We start from the raw sequence: 19589 nt of genomic DNA on the forward strand, positions 1-19589 counted from the left end.
AGGGAGTTGTCCTATGACCCTGCCCAGACATTGGATTGTCGCCTTGATTCTCGCCACGACCATTGGTCCGAATTTGCTTGTGATGTCCGGCTTTATGCAGATTCAAACCATCATTCAAAACGCTTTCGGGTCGAGCAGTTATGCTACGATGTGGATATCGATTGTCGCAAACATGGCGTTTGCTGTATGGATTCCACTAGGCCCCGTGCTGAGTCGGCAACTGGGGCTGCGTTTTTGCTTTCGCTGTGCCACCGTGATGTTTGTCGTCACCTTTATCGCATCATCCATCTCCGATAACACTGTTCTCCTCGGGATAAGTCGCGCGCTGGAGGGCGCCCTGACGGGTACACAATTAATGGTGCTTGTGCCGCTGCTCTTTGTTGAATTTCCGGCTGAGCGACGGAATCGCGTGTTAGGCATTTTGCTTTGTATTATGTTTGGCTCCGTCGTTCTTGGAGCCATTTTTGGAACGATTTCGCAAGCGTATGACCATTGGCGATGGTTGTTTGGTTTGTGTGCGTGCCTATCAATGGGGGCTCTTTTGCTCAGTGGACATCTCCCCAAGCACATGTTCCCGGTACCAGCAACAGCTGCAGCCAGAGGTGCCTGGAACCGATTTGATTACATGGGTATGGTCCTGCTTTTTATGCTCGGGATATCGACGATATGGTGGCTTGGAAATCTGCTACCGCATGGATTCAGCAGTCCGTTCGTATTTGTGCCCGCAGGTGTTTCTCTTTGTTTATTCGCGTGTTTGATTGTTGTTGAACGCAGTGTAACCCATCCACTTGTCGATTTTCGGCTAGTCACCTCGCGAAGGTCCCTCTGCGGGGCGTTTGTTGCCATTTTGTCCAATCTCTTGATGCTTGTCGCCATGTCGGGCATGGGTTTCGCGATGAAGACGGTCAGCAAAATCCCAAGTACAACGCTTCCCACGGTTTACGGAGGGCTTGTGATTAGTGTCGGGCTTGCGGCAATCTTGGCGGCGTCATTTTTCGATCGCGTTGGCGCAGGCCCCTTGTTCATCGTGGGATCTCTGTGTATTGCCCTGTCTTCTTACCGGTTGACGTCGCTGGAACCGGGCGTCAGTCTCGATCAACTACGATTTCAATTGGTTTTATTTTCCTGTGGTGTTGGGCTGAACTTTGTCGTCGGACTGGTCACGTGTGCGTTAGGCGGGCCCCTCAACCAACTACCGAGGACGATGACGGTGGTTCAATTTTTACGCGTGTTTTTTTACACCATCGTGACGCCGGTTTCTCAGTGGTACCTGAACGTTCACACAGCTATTTTGGCAGCCGTCAACGGTTGGGCCACGACAAAAGTCAATACCATTACTTCGGCATCGGTTACTTCGGGGATACAACACGATATCGCGTCCGGGGAGTCTGAACAGCGCGCCCGACAAATCGTGATGTATCTTCTATCGGAAGAACTTCAGAGTCGGGCGGCGTTAATTGCGACGCATCATCTTTTTGTGATTTCGTTTATTTGCAGTCTGTGCCTGCTGGTGATTTCTTGTTTGACGATACTCCTTGGAAAAGGCCCTACGGTTGCCCACCGTTCGCAAACATAGACTAAGTGAGACAACACTTGCGCGCCTGAACATTGTGTTTCCGCCCACACCCCGTCCTATGATATGCCATATCGTGTAATGTAATTGAATTCGGCGTAAGGGAGGTCACGCGGATGGGCTGTTTTGGTGCATACACACAATGGGCAGTCGTCTTCCTCATCATCTTCGTTCTCTTTATTCTACTCGTACCCTACGGTGGCGGGGCGTACTAATTGATGTGTAAGGACCTAGATGGTTGTCTAGGTCCTTCTCTAGTGGCTTCCGTGATATTGTAGGTGTAGTATTGACGCAACTTACTTGATTGGTATTCTTTTGTGTAACAACCTTGTTAATCCAATTCTTTTTAGATGAATTAGAATATTGGGCGGAGTGTACTTCCATGGATGATCGTTACCTAATGTACTGGCGTAAATCACACGAATGGCGGTTTGTCGCACGCGGTCAACAATTGTTTAAACAAGCTGCAGAAGCGTTCCGCGATATTATGGGAATGGATAGTGGATTTTTTTTATATCGAAAGAAATTGAAATTAAGTGATTCGCATCAACCACGCATTTATAGTCCTTGGGGCGTGATGGAGGAACTATCCACTGTATCTCCATCATTCGCCGAACCATTCAATATACATATAATGGAATTTCTTCGGACCATGGGCGAAGGATGGTGGAGTGTGGACGAACTGCCAGATCTGCTTGCGGCACTGTCGACCAAGCGTGGTCTGCGCCACCTTGGCGCATGGTATTTGCGTGTAAACTCCGATATTCAAGGTGTGGTCGTCCTCGGATCGCGATGCGATGAAGTGCCCTGCAATGGATTAGATGTAGGTGTTTGTGTCCAGCAGATTGAAATGGTACTCGACGCGCTTTACTGTCGACGATTCACCGAGGTTCACGAACAGCAGTTTCGGTCATTGGTAGATAATAACCCGGATATCGTGTTGCAAACCAATGTGGCAGGGGAACTGGTGTATGCAAATGAGGCATTGCATCGCTTGACGGGGTATTCTCGCGAGGCACTAAAATTTCCGTCGCAGAGACGAGCTATTGTTGCGAAACCGTATGTTCAGCAGATGATGAAAAACGCAGAACAGGTTCGTCAGGGCATTGTGCAGTCTTATGAAATTATGGTGAATGATAAATTTGGACACGCAGTATATCTTGGCATCAGCAGTGTACCGATTGTCGTTGACGGTGATATTGTCGGCGTTTTCACCGTTGCGAAAGATCTGACCAAACATATTGAGGCGTTGAATGAACTGCGTGAGACGAAGGGGTTGTATGAGTGTCTCATCAGCAGCAATGGGGATGCCATCTCCATTATGGATGGAAATCGGCGGTACCTGCGGGTCAATGCTGCCTATGAACAGGTATACGGCTGGTCTATTGAGGAAGTGCAGGGACAACTTTGCCCATTTTTGGATCAGCCACAGACGAGTGAATGGGTGAGTGCAGCATTTCGCGGAGAGACGATACGTACGGAGACTCGTCGAACTCGTAAGGATGGGCGGCAAATTGATGTGAGCCTGATTATGTCGCCGGTCATTGATTCTGCAGGAAATATTATCGCGGTTTCGACCATTTCACGGGATATCACGGACCGCAAGCGCGCGGAGATGGCACTCATCGAGGCGGAGGTGAAGTACCGAACGATTGTTGAAGAGTCGCTCGTGGGTGTGTACATCATTGAAGACAATGTTTTAACGTTTGTGAACCGCCGGATGGCCGAAATCTTTGGCTATGAGGTGGAAGAAATGATTGGCATGACAGCGTGGGACACCGTCTCACCGAAAGATCTGAGTGTAGCCGTAGACAACGTGCGCAAACGTCTTGCAGGTGAAGTGGATAGCATTCGTTACCAAATTACAGGGCTCTGCAAGAATGGTGAAACGGTTGATGTCGAAGTGCATGGAACGCTTGCGCACTTCAATGGAAAGCCGGTGATTATCGGAACGCTTCTGGATATTACGGAAAGGATTGAGACGGAAGAAATTATTCGAAAGGCGGACAAGCTGGCTGTCGTCGGTCAACTGGCCGCTGGTGTAGCCCATGAGATTCGAAATCCATTGACTGCCCTTATGGGATTTGTCCAGTTGATGGCTGAAGGTGGGAACAATGCGGGTTATTGCGAGATTATGCTGTCGGAGTTGAACCGGATTAATCGCATTATAGATGAATTGCTGTTGGCGGCGAGACCGAGCAAACCTGTGTTTGAACGTCATCATGTAGTCGATTTAGTGCAAGATGTACTTAGTCTCATTAGCACGCAGTGTGTTATGAAGAATATCGCGGTGTTGTCATCAATTCATACCCCGGTTCCTTCCATTCGCTGCGATTCTAATCAATTGAAACAGGTTTTCCTCAACATTCTCAAAAATGCGATGGAAGCGGTACCTGTGGGTGGGCAAATTGAAGTCTGTGTCGGACGTGTGGAAGCGAGCGATGAGGTGTATGTCCGAATTACCGATAATGGCTTTGGCATTGACGAGACGGTTTTGCCAAAATTAGGTGAACCATTTTATACGAGCAAGGAGACCGGAACCGGATTAGGGCTGATGGTGAGCTATCGAATTGTTCAATCCCATGGTGGAAGGATGAAAATTAGCAGTCAACTCGGGCGAGGCACAACCGTGGACATCCGCTTGCCGATGGAAGCACCGGTTCCGCAACCTACCTCGTATCTTGTGAGGCAAGGTCAGTCTGTGTAGGCGTTATGCTTCGTAATTGTAGCAGGCCATTTGGTGGAGCCGGACGAAGAAGTTTTTGACATCACATGTTTGCCTTCCCCAGTTTCATCTAAACTGGGGAAGGCAAAGTTGTCAGTCGACTTGATTCTTATACTGATAACGCCCACGGCCAACGCGCTCAATTTGCCCATTGGACTTGTTGATGAGATTGTTCATTTTAACGGATGGATTGGCACCCCAGTGAACTTCACTAGCTAATGCGCGAAGTTCGTCAGACTTAACAGGTCGACCGATTTCTTTGAGAGTCTTTACGACTAACTCAACTTCTTTTGCAATGCGCGTCTGAGTGGGGGCCACGCTCGCTTTTAACGGGCTTGGATGGTCACTTGGACGGTCAGATATCGGCATGGTCAGTTCCTCGTATGGCTCATCTACCACCGTATCCCCAGCAGGAACTGCTGGCGCTTTTGTTTCTTCATCATTTTCCGCTCGACATTGAGGTTGTTGGTCATCGACAGCGACGGACTCAGGCGCTTTGGAGACGATGGATGCTCCCTCTGCGCCTTCTGACAACCGGGTTGCGAGGTGTTTTAGATCCCTGATTTGTGACGCTAAGTCGGCGGTTTGTTTTTCAAAGTTTTCAATCGTTTGCTGTAATACTTGCTTGATTTGACGTTCTACTGCGCGTTCTACGATTTCTGGAAGTGACTTTGCAATGGCAGCTTCCACAGAAGTTGAAAAGATTGTCGAGAAAGTCTGCAGCCCCTCTTGTGTAAATGTCGCTGCGACGTTGTCCATGTTTTGAGAATGTCGCGACGTACCTTGTGGTGCTCTGGGATTGCGATTATTTCGGCGGTCATTTGGTTTCATTTCTTTTGTTGGATCAATAAAAGGTGATTGATTTACTCGAGGTGGTTGACCTTGAGTCCAAGTCATACATTCACAACTCCTATAGCGATTCGACATAAATAAAATATGACATCTAAATGGTAGTCTCGCAGCGCTCCGATGGGTACTTAGTATATAGATTCGCCTACGAGAAGGGTGTCGAAACGAGTAGACAAGACAAAACTAAATATACTTTGAACATACGCCTTGAAACCACTGCAATGCGTGTTTTGAATTGGTATGCGTGGCCGTTTCATTACCATTGAGGTGTAAATCACGAAGCCTTATCGCCTAATTTAACCTTAGACCGCCGATTTGTGCAACCTTTGTGCAACCTTGTTGAAAGAAGATTCATCGAGCGTTCACTGCCAGCTTAGGAATAGAAGAGCAGGTTGAGTATTTTTCAATTCGTGCAAACTGGTGAATAGAGTGCACAGGCACGAATATGTAAAATCATGGGTGAGGCGATGTTATGTTCCGGCGAGTTGAGGCAGAATTGAAGCACGCACTGCAGGTCTTAACCGATATTCAAGTGGCGTTAAGTGAGGCATGTATTGTCACGATTATCGATGCAAACGGTCGATTGGCATACGTGAACGACAAATTCTGCAGTACAACAGGTTTTTGTAGCGATGACGTGCTGGGAGTCGATTACAACAAACTGTTTTATGGCGAACAGTATGAAGCACTTGTGCAGGACATGAAACGTGAGCTGACGCGCGGTCGCGTTTGGCGGGGGGAAGTGCAAAGCTACAAAAAGGATGGAAATCCGTTCTGGGTGCAGACGACGGTGGTGCCATTCCTCGATGCAACGCACCGGCCGTATCAATTTATTGCTGTTAGTACGGACATCAGTGATCGAAAAATCGTGGAAGAGGCGCAACGCGAACGGGAACAGCAATTGTATACGCTTATCAATGCAATTCCGGATGTGGTGCTGTTCAAAGATGCGAACGGGCGGTGGCTGGAGACCAATGATACGGCACTTCGGCTGTTTTCCATTGAAGACGACGAGTGGTACGGCAAAACCACTTCGGACATCCTGGGAACACGCACGGTTTTCAACTCCTTAGTGCGCGAGGACGATAGCGACATTTGGGATAGAGGTACGTCGGTGCGCGAGGAGACATGCTTTGGGTCACGGGGGCAGCCCCAGCGAATTTTTGACACCATTACCATCCCAATTTTCCGGAACGGAAAACGACATCGCTTATTGGTGATTGGGCGGGACATCACAGAGCGCAAACGACGTGAACAGGAAGTCTGGACGATGAAGGAGGAATTTGAGTCGATTTTCAGCTACTCAGCCGATGCCATTTGCCTATTTGATTTTGGCGGCAATCTCGTGCGGACCAATCAGGCCTGTAGAGAACTGTACGGCTGGCGCGAAGACGATTTTGCAGGTTGCTTCCCGCCTGACGAAGAATCCCTCAACGAACTGAATGAGTGGTTACAAATCGTGCAGGAGACCGGTAGACAAATTTCCAGGGAGACCGTGCGCAAACGCAAGGATGGGGAATCTATTTTCGTGAGTGTGACGTTGTCTCCCATTCGCAATGCGGCGGGACAAATTGTCGCTGTATCCACGATTGAACGGGACATTACGGAGCGGGTTCGGACGACGCAGTTACTTGTGCAGTCGGAAAAACTGTCGGTCGCTGGGCAACTGGCGGCGGGGATTGCACATGAGTTGCGAAATCCCATGACCGTGCTTCGCGGATTTACGCAGATGATTCAGGAGCATCCCGAACGCACGGTACAGTACGCGGGTTTGATGCTGCGCGAATTCGATCGCGTCAACGCCATTGTTGAGGAATTATTGACACTTGCGAAGCCGCAAGCTGTCAAGTATGAGTACAAAGATATTCTTGCCATTTTGGAACACGTGCTCCTGTTGTTGCAAACGCAAGCCGCACCGCGGAATATCCGCCTCATTCGCAGGTGTAATGTACGCCAATTGTTTGTTTCCTGTGTAGAAAATCAGATGAAACAAGTCTTTATGAACATTTTGAAAAATGCCATTGAGGCGAGTGACGATGGTGCGGAAATTGTCATCGATGTACAGCGCGTCGGTGATACGGTTGAGCTTCGTTTTATTGATCACGGCTGTGGAATTCCAGAAGATCAACTCGACAAAATTGGCCAACCGTTTCACACGACGAAGCCGAGCGGCACCGGGCTCGGGTTATTGGTGACGAACCGCATCATTTCTGACCATCATGGCCACGTTGAAATCAAGAGCCAGGTGAACGTCGGCACAGAGGTGAAGATTGTCATGCCACTGCGGTCTGCGTCGATGCCCGCAGCCCAGTGATGGCTGGGGCAACTGCCAGCTACCGCGTGCAGCGCCTGGTCTGCCCCGGTCTCTGGCGTGTCACCTGCGGCACCTTTGTACCGAGTTACATATGCGCGTGGCTGCGCAGCAGTACAGCCTCTTCGATGTCAACCTTGAGGACGGTCTCCCGGCCTTCGAGCGCACTGATGGTCCGCGCGATGCGCAATGCTTGTTGTCTGGCGCGTTCCGATGTGAGGATTCGCTCGTTTACCCTTTTCAGAAAGGCTGCGGCTGCGTCGTCAAGCCATCGGGGCAACGGCCGTGTAGAGGGTGTCTCTTCCTCACTGTGTTCAAGTTGTTCTCGGGCGTGCTGAACGCGCGTTTGAAGGGTTTGTGCGCTGACGTCGAGTGCAGGCTGCAGGGGTATCGGTGGTTGTCTGTTCAAGTAGACGATGAGTGGAATGCGGTCTGCCAGTGGACCAGACAAGCGAGACCAATATCGGCGCACATCACTTTCCATGCAGCGGCACTCGCCATAGCCGCGTTGGCCGCACGGGCACGGATTGGCGGTTGCCACAAGCAGAAAATTGGCTGGCAAGGTGGCGCTGCGCCCCGCGCGAGAGAGGTGGACTTCGTGGTGTGTCAGCGGCTCCCGCAGCGCGTCCAAGGTGGCGCGTTGAAATTCGAACAATTCGTCGAGTAAGAGCACGCCTTCGCTCGCGAGCGTCACTTCACCAGGTTGTGGGGGATTGCCACCGCCAATCAGCCCTGCGACCGTTAGACTGTGATGGGGCATGCGCAGTGGGGGGCGCCGATTCAGGTGACCGCCTGGCCCTGTCAACTCGCGAATGGCCAATGTGGCCAATGCGGTTCGCGCGTCGAGGTCGGGAAACAAATCGACCAGGTGCGTCGCGAGCAAGGTCTTGCCGATTCCCGGTGGCCCAATGAACAGAAGAGGCAGGCGCCCTGCAGCGGAGATGGCTAACAATCGCTTCTCTGCAGTCTTGCCGCGAATTCCGTCGAGTGCCACCAGACCGGGCTGGAGATCTGTCCCGTGCTTTGTGTCGTGTGGGGGAACCGAATCAGACGGTGGCACGTGGTTTACTGGAGTGGATGTGGTCATAATGCTAATCACGTCGGTGAGGGTTACTGCCGGTATGGTTTGCATATCTGTTGCCAGTTCTGGTGGAACAACTTGACGTTTTGCGAGCACTAAACGGTCTACTTTCGCAGCCTGTAAGCGCAGCGCCAAACTTATGGCGGTTTCGACGGGCGCGAGTTCACCGGACAGGCGAAGTTCGCCTAAAAAAGCCGTCGTCCCATCGTCCGCGGGGAGGATGGCGGCTGCGCGGAGAATGGCGATGGCCATGGCGAGATCGAGTCCGGATCCACGTTTGCGAAAATTTGCGGGGGTTAAATTCACTGTGATTCGACCTTGGGGAAATGGCAGGCCACAGTTCCGAAACGCTGAGCGTATTCGCAGTTTAGACTCTGTAATGGCGGAGTCGGGTAGACCGACAATCGAGAAGCGGGGAAAACCGCCGCTTACATCCGCCTCCACGCGGATGACTTCAGGCACGAGGCCCGTGTGAATTGCTGAGATAGACGTACCTAACATAGGTGTGGCTCCTTTCACCGTTTACTGCTAGATATAGCAATAACGCGTGTTCTAGGCCATAATGTAGAGGAGAATTCGGCAGTGTCGAAACGACTCGTGAGAAAGCGTTCACAGGTTTTGCGATTTCACTACTTTTTCATCAAACCAGGAGGGAAGTCTTGTGGAGAACCCGCGGAAACGTTCAAACCAAACTGAGGGACAAAGCCGACGTGGACAGGTCGTCGATTTAAAGGCCTATCGAGCTCGCCACAACAAGAAGGGGAAGACGGAGCGTCACGTCAGACCCAATAAACCGCCTTTCCGCCGCAATCGGTGGGAATACCTTCGTTGGTTCTGCTTTGCCTTGGTGGCGGTGACGGTCGTTTTCGCAGTGTTGGGTCTCTGCCCAATCTCCTGGAGCACGCAGGCCGCAATAATTGCCGTGTTTACCGGAACCGTTGGGCTGGGTTGCGGGCTTTGGCTAAACGCGGTCGGGGATATCAGGGCACGCAAGGTATTGCTCTTTCTCTCTGGTGCATTTGTCATCGCGTATTTGTGTGCACTTGTTCAAATTTAGGGATGCGAATTAGACAACTTACCCAATTAAGAAAAGTTGTAAATACGCATCAGGTGTTCTATGCTGATAAAGGACAATACAGCGTACGACTGGTGCTTCGTCCCGGTTTTTGTCTGCTGTAATGATGTGCAAAGGAGGACATGGCACGTGAACATCCATGAGTATCAGGCGAAAGCAGTCCTGGCCCAGTTTGGCGTGCAAGTTCCGCAAGGCAAGGTGGCGTTCAGCGTCGAAGAGGCTGTCGCGGCTGCGAAGGAACTTGGCGGCAAGGCGGTTGTCAAGGCACAAATCCACGCAGGTGGCCGTGGTAAGGCTGGCGGAGTGAAGCTGGCGAAATCGATTGAAGAGGTTGAGCAGCATGCGCGCGAGTTGCTCGGTAAGACGCTCGTGACGCACCAGACTGGCCCTGAGGGCAAGGTGGTAAAACGCCTGTTGATTGAACAGCTGACCGACATCAAAAAGGAATATTACATAGGTCTGGTGTTGGATCGTGCGCAAGGCCGCATTGTCATGATGGCGTCCCAGGAGGGCGGCGTTGAGATTGAAGAAGTGGCTGCAGCGCATCCAGAGAAGATCTTCCGCGAGACGATTGACCCCGCAGTTGGGCTAAATCCTTTCCAGGCACGCAAACTTGCGTTTAAATTGGAACTGCCAAAAGAGGCCATCAATAAAGCTGTAAAATTTATGACAGCGCTATACGAAGCGTTTGTTGCGAAGGACTGCTCGATTGCCGAGATCAATCCGTTGGTGCTCACGGGCGACAACGACGTCTTGGCCCTGGACGCCAAGTTGAACTTCGACGACAACGCGCTGTTCCGCCACAAGGATATTGTCGACCTGCGCGACACGGACGAGGAAGATCCGAAGGAAATCGAAGCTTCCAAGTACGATTTGAGCTACATCGCGCTCGACGGGAATATTGGGTGTATGGTCAATGGTGCGGGACTGGCCATGGCGACGATGGACACCATCAAGTATTACGGCGGCGAACCGGCCAACTTCCTCGATGTTGGCGGCGGAGCGAGTGAAGAAAAGGTTACGGCTGCCTTTAAAATCATTCTGTCCGACGACAATGTTAAAGGCATCCTTGTCAACATCTTTGGCGGCATCATGAAGTGTGACGTCATTGCGAACGGCGTGGTGAACGCGGCTCGCCAACTCGGCCTCACGAAGCCATTGGTCGTCCGCCTTGAAGGTACAAACGTGCAACAAGGGAAAGACATCTTGAATCAGTCTGGACTCAACCTCGTCGCTGCTGACTCCTTGGCGGACGCAGCACAGAAGATTGTCGGGCTTGTGTGAGGAGGGAATACCGTGAGTATCTTAGTGAATAAAGACACAAAGGTCATTACACAGGGCATCACTGGTGCGACAGGGCTGTTCCATACTAAGCAAGCCTTGGAATATGGCACGCAAATGGTTGGCGGCGTCACACCTGGTAAAGGTGGTACGACGGTTGAAGGGTTGCCTGTATTCAACACTGTAGCTGAAGCTGTTGCTGCGACTGGCGCCAATGCATCCGTCATTTACGTTCCACCAGCTTTTGCAGCAGATTCTATCATGGAAGCAGTGGATGCCGAGCTTGACCTCGTCATTTGTATCACAGAGGGCATTCCAGTGTTAGATATGGTGAAGGTGAAACGGTATTTGGAAGGCCGTCACACACGCCTGATTGGCCCGAACTGTCCAGGTGTCATTACGCCGGGTGAATGCAAAATCGGAATTATGCCGGGTTATATTCACAAGCCAGGTAAGGTGGGCGTAATCTCCCGCAGTGGCACGCTGACGTATGAAGCGGCATATCAACTGTCGAGCCGTGGTATCGGTCAGTCTACGGTCGTGGGTATCGGTGGCGACCCGGTGAAGGGCACTGAATTTATCGACGTGCTGAAAATGTTCAACGAAGATCCCGACACTGAGGCACTGATTATGATTGGTGAAATTGGTGGTACGGCTGAAGAAGAAGCAGCTGAGTGGGTTAAGGAGAATATGACCAAGCCAGTTGTAGGCTTTATTGCGGGCGTGACTGCACCTCCGGGACGTCGGATGGGACATGCAGGCGCAATTGTGTCCGGCGGCGCTGGAACGGCTGAGTCGAAGATTAAAAAGATGCAAGAGTGTGGCATTCGTGTCGCGCCGACACCGTCTGAGATGGGTGCGACGTTGTACGCAGTCATTGAGGAACGTGGCCTGTTAGACAAGTGCAAGACGCACGAGGCGACCATCTAATTCTCTTAATTTTGATGGCTTGCAAGCACCTCCTGGAACCGGAATGGGTTTGGGGAGGTGCTTTTTTATGGGGACGTTCAAATCGAATATAAAAATGTTCGCACAGCACGTATTTTGTAACAAATCTTTGCTGGACGTTATCGACGGGCTTGTCCATCTCTATGACAATTGGGTCAGCAATCCAATTGAAATGGGTGACATTGGATGGATGAACGGGAGTTGCGAATTTACTGGGCTCTGTGTCCTGGCCTTGATGCCGCTACGTATCGTAAATTGTTCGCATATTTCGGTAGTGTACGCGCATTGTCAGAAGCGAGTCCAGATGATTGGCTCGGTGCGCTCCGTATGCGGCCTGAAACCGCGCGTAAAATGGCTGCGTGGCAAGAAGCTGCGCCACGCCGTGCTGGTCACGTGGAAATGGAGTTGGCGGGCGCCGGAATCGAGTGCCTCGTTCAAGGAGATGCAAGCTACCCAACGTGCCTACTGGATTTGTTTGATCCACCTGTCGTCCTCTTTGCGCGGGGAAATATCGATCTCCTTGCGAAGGACGATGGCGTGGCCATCGTTGGGACACGTCGTTCGTCGAGTTATGGCACCTATGCCACGAAGTGGATTGCAAGCGCGTTGGCGAAGGCCGGGATTGTGGTCTATTCGGGTATGGCGATGGGCATTGATGCGTGTGCCCACCAGTCTGTACTCGATAGCGACGGATGTGCCATTGCGGTGCTGGGATGTGGGATTGACGTTTGCTATCCACCGAGTAATCGGCCTTTGTATCGTCGCTTGTCGGAACATGGATTATTACTCAGCGAGTATGCACCGCGAAGCCTTGCCGCAAAGCATCGCTTTCCGGAGCGAAACCGCTTGATTGCTGCGCTGTCGCGCGCGACTGTCGTTATTCAGGCAGGCGAGAAATCAGGCGCGCTACGCACGGCAGAGTCCGCGTTAGACCTGGGGCGAGACGTTTGGGTCGTACCGGGTCCCATCACATCGAAATCGTTTCGAGGGTCACATCAGCTGTTGGTCGATGGAGCGATTCCGTTGGTCGACCCCATTGCACTTCTCGTCCACTATGGCCATCCTGTCAAGCGCGTAAAGGGAAGTGGAGAACTGTTGCCACGGCAGCTGATTCCTCGCCACCTTCAGGATTTGGCCCGTTTCCTTGCAGAAGAAGGCCCGCTGCGAGCAGGTGAAATTGCGCTTTTGACCGCAGCGGCGCCAGGCAAGGTACATGCACAGTTGTTGGAGATGGAATTGGCATCGCTGGTGCGGAGGCTGCCCGATGGTCGTTACCAAATGGATATCCACCTCTGAATGCACACTGGATAGGTTTGTGTTATGTGAGCGTGTGAACGGCGGTGATAGGTTTTTTGGGATAAAATGGGTGTTGTTTTGTTGTACAGTGCGTGGTAAGATAACTTCACAACGTCTCCTGTGATGTTGGTGAAGTGTTATTTGTTTTTAACCAATGCACATCACACGGGAATCCTATGATTATCGTTGGAACAAAAGCCATCATCGAGTGGACTTGCGAGGACGGTATGCGGATACCCACCTGCCAGGAGCAGGTTAAAACTGTGGGCTTCACGGCAAAACGGGGAGTTGTCATCGAGTACATAGATAAACCGCTGTCAGTCACGATGGCGGTTTTTGTGATCTTTCCAATAAGTTCAAGGTAAGTTCAAGGGGCTGTCGCCCTGCCTGTGTAAAACACAGGCAGTTATTGTTGGAGGTCGTCTTCGAAGGTGTCGGCGGCGTGGTCGACATAACCGCGACGGACGCCGCAGTGACGGCATTCAAAGACGTGAATGCGATAGGGATTTTCTCCATTCATTAGACGGTCCAATTCCGCTGCGCGCGAGAGTGAGACCGTGTCCAGTAACTGAGCGACCGACGGCGAAGAAGTGCGGTCAATCGATTTTAACAAGGATTCGTGTTGGCTCATCTCATGGTTTGGGATGTTGGCGATATACACACAAAAATCCCCGCAGTGACTCAGCCATTGTTCCTGTTGCCAGCCGCTGAATCCGGGCGTACGCGTCATGAGCGTCGCTACGCTCGCCGCATCGGCGACGGGTTCACAGTGCTCTGCATCGACAAACTCCGCGTGCAATTTGTCGGACGCCCGTCCATCAGCGATACACCACGGGCAGATATCGTCTACCTCCTCGTCGGTAAACACGGGACCGATATAAGCGTATGGGCGCTTTTCACCGCAGACCTGACACGTGATTTGGCGAGCTTCTATGGCGCCGGTGACCAGCGGATTTCGGTGGTATGGGAAGCTGGGGAGTTCGTTCTTCTGTGTCGACATCCAATCACCTCAGGGCGAAGATTTGCGTTAAGATTGTACATATAACAATACACGTTCTCGGCAGGATCATACACTAGAAATGAAATGGTCATCATATGCTCGAGTCGGACTAAACAAGGGATTGTTAGGTTTTGGGACAGGATGAATGAAGGGGTTGCCCATGGAACCAGCAGAAGGAATGTGCCCAAACTGTAAAGCGACTTGGTCAATTCGGACACTCATGCGGCAGGAATTTCAGTGCCCTAGTTGTGAGCACCAGTTGAAGCAGGGTTCTGTCGTTCCGGTCAAGAGCGCCAAGGGAAAGGTTCTTACGCCTTGTACGTTGGATAGGGCGACCAAGGAGGTTGCGGCAGGCCGGGCGCATTGGGACAGCCGCGGTGTGCTATGGCTCAACGACGCGCCCGAGAACAATGCGATGTATCGAAAGATTGTGTTTAAACGGGATTGTGCGACCTGCTTGTGGTGCGGAAATGAGGCGAATACGGTCGATCACGTGATTCCCTACTCCGATGGCGGACCATATCATCCAGAAAACTTGTTTTGTGCCTGCGAAACGTGTAACCAGAAGCGTCAGAATGAAGATGCGTATACATTTCTTGAATTACTGGCTGGAGAAGGGCATCCATCACCGTACGCGGGGTATATCGTCGAGCGTTATCGTCTAGCTACGGCGTTCGTTCAGCGCCGGCGGAATGCGGCAAGTCGATATAAACGCAAAGGCTCTGCACCGCGCGGCAAAGAATCGTAAGCAAATGAGTATTTTCCGCCGATGGGGCACATCCTTTCGATGTGGGCACAATGGGACTGTATTGGATTTGAATTGTTCGATTCGAAAGTTTCAAATGGAGGGATGTATCGATGCCGGATCAATCCAATCAATATGAAGAGATTTATAACCGTTACGTCGCAGAACATCATCCGTCAACAACTGAAATCGTGGAAAATGACGGGCAGGAACGTATTGTCGCGGTTCGCAAAAATGACGATGGGGATATTATCGCCGTTCGCACGGACAAAGGGCGAGATCTGGACTATGTGTCGGCGTTGCAAGAGGCGAAGTCTGGCCACTTAGCGCACGTCGATGTATTTCACAAATATGGTCGAGACATTTTGCGCAGTGAACCAGACGGTATCCGCGAAAACAACCTCGATAACTTGCCAGAATTTTAAATGTCCAATCGCATTTCTCCGATGATTGACTTTATTGGGCGTACGGATTATTGTTTAGTTTGCCTAAGAAAATAATTGTGCGATTTGGGAAAGGGGCGGTATCGATGGTTGAAGATAAGGATCAAACGCCAGCCCATAAGCTGTTTCAGTCATTTATGAGATTTCGCCGGGTTCATTGGCTTGGGCCTCGCGCGTCCGGTCGAAAACCGAGTGATATTCGCGTGCTGTTTGTAATTCGCAGAGGCGAGAAACATCATTCGAGCGGTTATAAGGTTTCGGAGATAAGCGACCTGCTGCATGTCGCTGTGCCGACCGTTACACAGCTGATTAAGGGTCTGGAAGCGAGCGGGTACGTCGAACGCAGGGTGGATGAATCCGACAAACGCGTCACCCGCGTTCGATTGACCGAGAAGGGACAGGCCGAAATCGTCAAGGCGAGATCTGAAACGTTACAGTCTTTGAACGGTTTGGTCGAATACCTGGGTGCCGAGCAAAGTGAACAGTTGGCCTATTTGCTGGCACAAGTCTGTCAATACTATCAGGGTTCTGAGGAGCGTCTGATGAGCGGGGAGGAACATCGGTGAAAGCGTTGTTGAAAGGGCTCCGACCCTATCGCGTTTCGGTTGCCTGTATTGTTTTCCTGATTTTTTTGCAATGTTTATCGACAGTCTACTTGCCACATCAGATGTCCGACATTGTGGACATTGGGATTGTTCGTGGCGATGTGCCATACATTCTGCGTGTTGGCGGGCTGATGCTTGGTGTGTCGGTCGCGGCTGCGGCTTGTTCGATTACCGCTGGATTTCTTTCCTCTCGCGTGGCTGCATCGTTTGGACGAGTACTGCGCAGTAAGGTGTTTCGGCATGTGGAGAATTTTACGCTACACGAGTTTGACCAAATTGGAACCGCATCGCTTATCACTAGAACGACCAATGATATTGCACAGGTGCAGCAATTGGTCAACATGATGTTGAGGTTGATGATACGCGCACCATTGACGGCCATCGGCGGTATCATGATGGCGTTTTATACGGACGCGGTGCTAGCGATTGTGGTTGTTGTGGTCATGCCCATTTTGGGCCTCGTCATTTATCTTGTCTATAGTCGTGGGATTACCATGTTTCGGGCGATGCAAAAGAAGATGGATAAGCTCAACCGAGTGGTTCGTGAAAATTTGACCGGGATTCGCGTCATCCGGTCGTTCAACCGGATTCAGTATGAACAAGAGCGGTTCCACCAGGCGAATTTTGATTTGACGAATACGGCGACTAAGGTCAACCAGACCATGGCCTCCTTGAGCCCAGCGATGATGATTATCCTCAACTTTTCGACTATCGCCATCGTTTGGTTCGGTGGAATTCGGATTGATCACGGGGATATGCAGATTGGCTCATTAATGGCCTTTATTCAGTATGTTACACAGATTTTGTTTTCTATCATGATGGTCTCGATGATGTTTTTTGTGATTCCGCGCGCGACTGCATCGGCTGCTCGGATCAATGAAGTGCTGCACATGGTGCCAGAGATTCAAGAGCCCCTTCAGCCCGTGCAACCGAACGGTGAAAAGGGCGCCATTGCGTTTGAGGATGTGACATTTTCATACCCTGGCGCTGAACACCCGGCGATTGAGCACATTAGCTTTCAGGCCAAACCAGGCCAGATAACGGCAATTATTGGAGGCACGGGTTCTGGAAAGTCGACGTTAGTCAGTTTGATTCCACGTTTTTACGATGTGGATGCCGGAAGAATCTTAGTGGATGGTGTGGATATTCGGGATATGTCACAACAAGATTTGCGTCAAAAGATAGGGTTTGTGCCACAGCGCGCCGTGCTGTTCTCTGGCACTGTAGCGGATAATCTTCGCTATGGCAAAGAAGACGCGACAGATGAAGAAATCCGATATGCTGCGGATATTGCGCAGGCTACGTCCTTTATTTTAGAGATGGAAGGCGGATTCGAAGCGCGTTTAGACCAGGGTGGCATGAACGTTTCTGGTGGACAAAAGCAGAGATTGTCCATTGCGAGGGCACTCGTTCGCCGCCCTGAGATTTACGTGTTTGACGATAGTTTTTCAGCACTAGATTTTAAGACGGAAGCAAAATTGCAGGTGGCACTGCGCCAGGAATTGCAGGAAGCGACCGTTATTGTCGTCGCACAGCGCGTCAGTACGGTGATGGATGCTGATCAGATTATCGTGTTGGATGCGGGGCAGGTCGTGGGGATTGGCCGCCATCGCGAATTGCTTGAAACGTGCCAGGTATATCAGGAGATTGTATCGTCGCAATTGGCAGAGGAGGAGACAGCATGAGCAAAGACCGCCGCGAACTTCCGCCAATGCGCCCACCAATGCCGATGGGACGGGGCAATTTCGGTGGGCGGATGCCGGTACAAAAGGCGAAGGACTTCAAGGGAACGCTGCGCCGGCTCATCCGGTACTTTCGTCCGCATCGTTTACGTCTGTTTGTTGTTCTCATCGCGACGATTCTCAGCACCGTGTTTAGTATTATCAGCCCAGATTTGATGGGACGGGCGACCACTCGTCTGTTTCAAGGCGTGACGCACCATGATCTGCGGTTCGGCCCAATCGTTCACATTCTTGTGATCTTGGCGATTCTCTATATCTTTAGCGCGGCGTTCACATATGTCCAGCAATATGTCATGGCAGGCGTCGCCCAGAAGCTCGTATACACACTTCGCCGCGAGGCGAATGAAAAGTTGGCGCGGTTGCCACTAAAGTTTTTTGATTCGCGTCCAAACGGCGATATCTTAAGTCGTTTTGTCAACGACTTCGACAACATTAGCACCACGTTACAGCAGAGCTTGACGCAGGTGATTGGCTCAATTATCACGTTTCTTGGCGTGATTGTCATGATGCTGACGATTAGTCCTTTGATGACATTGGTGGTCGTTTTAACTTTGCCGTTGAGTTTGTTGGTTACGCGGTTTGTCGCGAAAAAGTCGCAGAAAAACTTTAAAGCACAGCAAAAATCGCTGGGACAATTGAACGCCCATGTGGAGGAGATGTACACAGGGCACAAAATTGTCAAGGCGTTTGGACACGAAGAGAAATCCATCGAGCAGTTTGAGTCAGTCAATGCGCAGTTATATGAGTCTGCGTGGAGATCGCAATTTGTCTCGGGTCTGATTATGCCGCTTATGAACTTTATTGGGAACCTCGGATATCTGTTCGTCAGTGTGATTGGTGGCGTGTTGGTTATGCACCGAGCGATTCAAATTGGTGACATTCAGGCGTTTATTCAATACGCCCGTCAATTTTCCCAACCGCTCACGCAGATGTCGAGTATTGCGAACATTATTCAATCGACGATGGCGTCAGCTGAACGCGTGTTTGAACTCCTCGACGAAGTGGAAGAAGTGGCGGAACCAGCAGATGCGCAAGTCATCTCACAACCGCGGGGTGACGTGACATTCGAGCATGTGCGGTTTGGTTATCAAGCGGATAAGCCGCTTATCAGTGATATGAACATCGACGTCAAGCGCGGTCAAATGGTGGCTATTGTCGGACCGACAGGTGCGGGTAAGACGACCTTGGTCAATCTGCTGATGCGGTTTTACGAAGTCGATGCTGGGAAAATCACGATTGATGGGCATGATATAGCACAACTCAAGCGCGATAATTTGCGGAGCATGTTTGGCATGGTGTTGCAGGATACCTGGCTGTTTCATGGGACCATTCGTGACAATATCGCGTATGGTCGGGAAGGTGCGACAGACGAAGAGGTGATTCAGGCGGCTAAGTCGGCGTTTGCCGACAGGTTTATTCGCACGTTGCCGGATGGGTACGAGACCGTACTCAACGAGGAAGCTTCCAATATTTCGCAGGGTCAGAAGCAATTGCTGACGATTGCGCGGGCGATTTTGAAAGACCCGGCTATCTTGATTTTGGATGAAGCCACGAGCAGTGTGGATACGCGTACGGAGCTTCTGATTCAAAATGCGATGAATGTGCTGATGAAGGGGCGTACGAGCTTCGTGATTGCACACCGCCTGTCGACGATTCGGGATGCGGATTTAATTCTTGTGATGAATAAGGGGAGCGTCATTGAACAGGGGACGCACGACGAACTATTGGCCCGCGGTGGCTTTTATGCGGATTTGTACAATAGCCAATTCGCATTGCGTACGGCGACAGGGGTTGTGTGACAAGCTGAAACGGGTACTCTCATTTATCCTGACTATAAGACAAGGCAGGTACAAGAACGATAAAAGGTGGGAAACCGGATTTGGCTCTCCCACCTAGGTGATTTCGGTGTTCCGTC

At 51.1% G+C, this 19589-nt stretch carries 15 protein-coding genes and 1 other RNA gene; 13 read left to right on the forward strand and 3 right to left on the reverse strand.

The window, feature by feature from the left end:
• Positions 1–13: 13 nt before the first annotated feature.
• Both J3482_RS12425 and J3482_RS12430 read left to right on the forward strand, forming a co-directional pair.
• Complete coding sequence (locus J3482_RS12425; protein WP_146821731.1) at positions 14–1576, forward strand: MFS transporter; 1563 nt, start codon at positions 14–16, stop codon at positions 1574–1576.
• A gap of 379 nt (positions 1577–1955) precedes the next feature.
• Positions 1956–4280: a PAS domain-containing protein gene (locus J3482_RS12430; RefSeq protein WP_146821732.1), complete on the forward strand. Its 2325-nt coding sequence runs from the start codon at positions 1956–1958 to the stop codon at positions 4278–4280.
• A 111-nt stretch (positions 4281–4391) separates the two neighbouring features.
• Here J3482_RS12430 and J3482_RS12435 read toward each other — a convergent pair whose 3' ends face one another.
• Positions 4392–5195 (reverse strand): hypothetical protein, encoded by an 804-nt coding sequence (locus J3482_RS12435; RefSeq protein WP_146821733.1) that lies wholly within the window; start codon positions 5193–5195, stop codon positions 4392–4394.
• Positions 5196–5619: 424 nt separating this feature from the next.
• Between J3482_RS12435 and J3482_RS12440 the strand changes: the two genes are divergently transcribed.
• Positions 5620–7461, forward strand: coding sequence for a PAS domain-containing sensor histidine kinase (locus J3482_RS12440; RefSeq protein ID WP_146821734.1), 1842 nt, complete (start codon positions 5620–5622; stop codon positions 7459–7461).
• Between the two features lie 85 nt (positions 7462–7546).
• On the opposite strand, the gene J3482_RS12445 is transcribed toward J3482_RS12440, so the two are convergent.
• Positions 7547–9040: a YifB family Mg chelatase-like AAA ATPase gene (locus tag J3482_RS12445; protein ID WP_206915643.1), complete on the reverse strand. Its 1494-nt coding sequence runs from the start codon at positions 9038–9040 to the stop codon at positions 7547–7549.
• Between the two features lie 160 nt (positions 9041–9200).
• Between J3482_RS12445 and J3482_RS12450 the strand changes: the two genes are divergently transcribed.
• The 5 genes from J3482_RS12450 to ssrS all read left to right on the forward strand — a co-directional run bounded on the left by J3482_RS12450 (position 9201) and on the right by ssrS (position 13430).
• Positions 9201–9596 (forward strand): hypothetical protein, encoded by a 396-nt coding sequence (locus tag J3482_RS12450; RefSeq protein ID WP_146821736.1) that lies wholly within the window; start codon positions 9201–9203, stop codon positions 9594–9596.
• 147 nt (positions 9597–9743) lie between these two features.
• Positions 9744–10898 (forward strand): ADP-forming succinate--CoA ligase subunit beta, encoded by a 1155-nt coding sequence (gene sucC, locus J3482_RS12455; protein ID WP_146821737.1) that lies wholly within the window; start codon positions 9744–9746, stop codon positions 10896–10898.
• Between the two features lie 12 nt (positions 10899–10910).
• Positions 10911–11825: a succinate--CoA ligase subunit alpha gene (gene sucD / locus J3482_RS12460; RefSeq protein ID WP_021296488.1), complete on the forward strand. Its 915-nt coding sequence runs from the start codon at positions 10911–10913 to the stop codon at positions 11823–11825.
• 204 nt (positions 11826–12029) lie between these two features.
• A complete protein-coding gene (dprA, locus tag J3482_RS12465) occupies positions 12030–13139 on the forward strand; it encodes a DNA-processing protein DprA (protein ID WP_223204005.1) in 1110 nt (369 codons plus the stop codon).
• Positions 13140–13251: 112 nt separating this feature from the next.
• Positions 13252–13430: non-coding RNA, 6S RNA (gene ssrS, locus J3482_RS12470), on the forward strand.
• 115 nt (positions 13431–13545) lie between these two features.
• Here ssrS and J3482_RS12475 read toward each other — a convergent pair.
• Positions 13546–14139, reverse strand: a complete 594-nt coding sequence (locus J3482_RS12475; RefSeq protein ID WP_146821738.1) for a CbrC family protein — start codon at positions 14137–14139, stop codon at positions 13546–13548.
• Positions 14140–14299: 160 nt separating this feature from the next.
• Here J3482_RS12475 and J3482_RS12480 point away from each other — a divergent pair, with 160 nt between their 5' ends.
• The 5 genes from J3482_RS12480 (at position 14300) to J3482_RS12500 (ending at position 19473) form a co-directional block, all read left to right on the forward strand.
• Positions 14300–14887: an HNH endonuclease gene (locus J3482_RS12480; RefSeq protein WP_188332122.1), complete on the forward strand. Its 588-nt coding sequence runs from the start codon at positions 14300–14302 to the stop codon at positions 14885–14887.
• 110 nt (positions 14888–14997) lie between these two features.
• On the forward strand, positions 14998–15309 hold the full coding sequence (locus tag J3482_RS12485) for a DUF3892 domain-containing protein (protein WP_146821740.1): 312 nt from the start codon (positions 14998–15000) through the stop codon (positions 15307–15309).
• Positions 15310–15413: 104 nt separating this feature from the next.
• Complete coding sequence (locus tag J3482_RS12490) at positions 15414–15893, forward strand: MarR family winged helix-turn-helix transcriptional regulator (protein ID WP_146821741.1); 480 nt, start codon at positions 15414–15416, stop codon at positions 15891–15893.
• Positions 15890–17617 (forward strand): ABC transporter ATP-binding protein, encoded by a 1728-nt coding sequence (locus J3482_RS12495; protein WP_146821742.1) that lies wholly within the window; start codon positions 15890–15892, stop codon positions 17615–17617. The genes J3482_RS12490 and J3482_RS12495 overlap by 4 nt, the downstream gene beginning before the upstream one ends.
• Positions 17614–19473, forward strand: coding sequence for an ABC transporter ATP-binding protein (locus tag J3482_RS12500; RefSeq protein WP_146821743.1), 1860 nt, complete (start codon positions 17614–17616; stop codon positions 19471–19473). The genes J3482_RS12495 and J3482_RS12500 overlap by 4 nt, the downstream gene beginning before the upstream one ends.
• Positions 19474–19589: the final 116 nt, after the last annotated feature.

The organism is Alicyclobacillus suci (genome assembly GCF_017329615.1).
Classification (GTDB): Bacteria; Bacillota; Bacilli; order Alicyclobacillales; family Alicyclobacillaceae; genus Alicyclobacillus; species Alicyclobacillus suci.

Bases quoted from the DNA above. Each gene is read 5' to 3' on its own strand.
- J3482_RS12425 (WP_146821731.1), top strand. From the start codon at position 14: ATGACCCTGCCCAGACATTGGATTGTCGCCTTGATTCTCGCCACGACC.
- J3482_RS12430 (WP_146821732.1), top strand. From the start codon at position 1,956: ATGGATGATCGTTACCTAATGTACTGGCGTAAATCACACGAATGGCGG.
- J3482_RS12435 (WP_146821733.1), bottom strand. From the start codon at position 5,195: ATGACTTGGACTCAAGGTCAACCACCTCGAGTAAATCAATCACCTTTT.
- J3482_RS12440 (WP_146821734.1), top strand. From the start codon at position 5,620: ATGTTCCGGCGAGTTGAGGCAGAATTGAAGCACGCACTGCAGGTCTTA.
- J3482_RS12445 (WP_206915643.1), bottom strand. From the start codon at position 9,040: ATGTTAGGTACGTCTATCTCAGCAATTCACACGGGCCTCGTGCCTGAA.
- dprA (WP_223204005.1), top strand. From the start codon at position 12,030: ATGGATGAACGGGAGTTGCGAATTTACTGGGCTCTGTGTCCTGGCCTT.
- J3482_RS12475 (WP_146821738.1), bottom strand. From the start codon at position 14,139: ATGTCGACACAGAAGAACGAACTCCCCAGCTTCCCATACCACCGAAAT.
- J3482_RS12480 (WP_188332122.1), top strand. From the start codon at position 14,300: ATGGAACCAGCAGAAGGAATGTGCCCAAACTGTAAAGCGACTTGGTCA.
- J3482_RS12485 (WP_146821740.1), top strand. From the start codon at position 14,998: ATGCCGGATCAATCCAATCAATATGAAGAGATTTATAACCGTTACGTC.
- J3482_RS12490 (WP_146821741.1), top strand. From the start codon at position 15,414: ATGGTTGAAGATAAGGATCAAACGCCAGCCCATAAGCTGTTTCAGTCA.
- J3482_RS12500 (WP_146821743.1), top strand. From the start codon at position 17,614: ATGAGCAAAGACCGCCGCGAACTTCCGCCAATGCGCCCACCAATGCCG.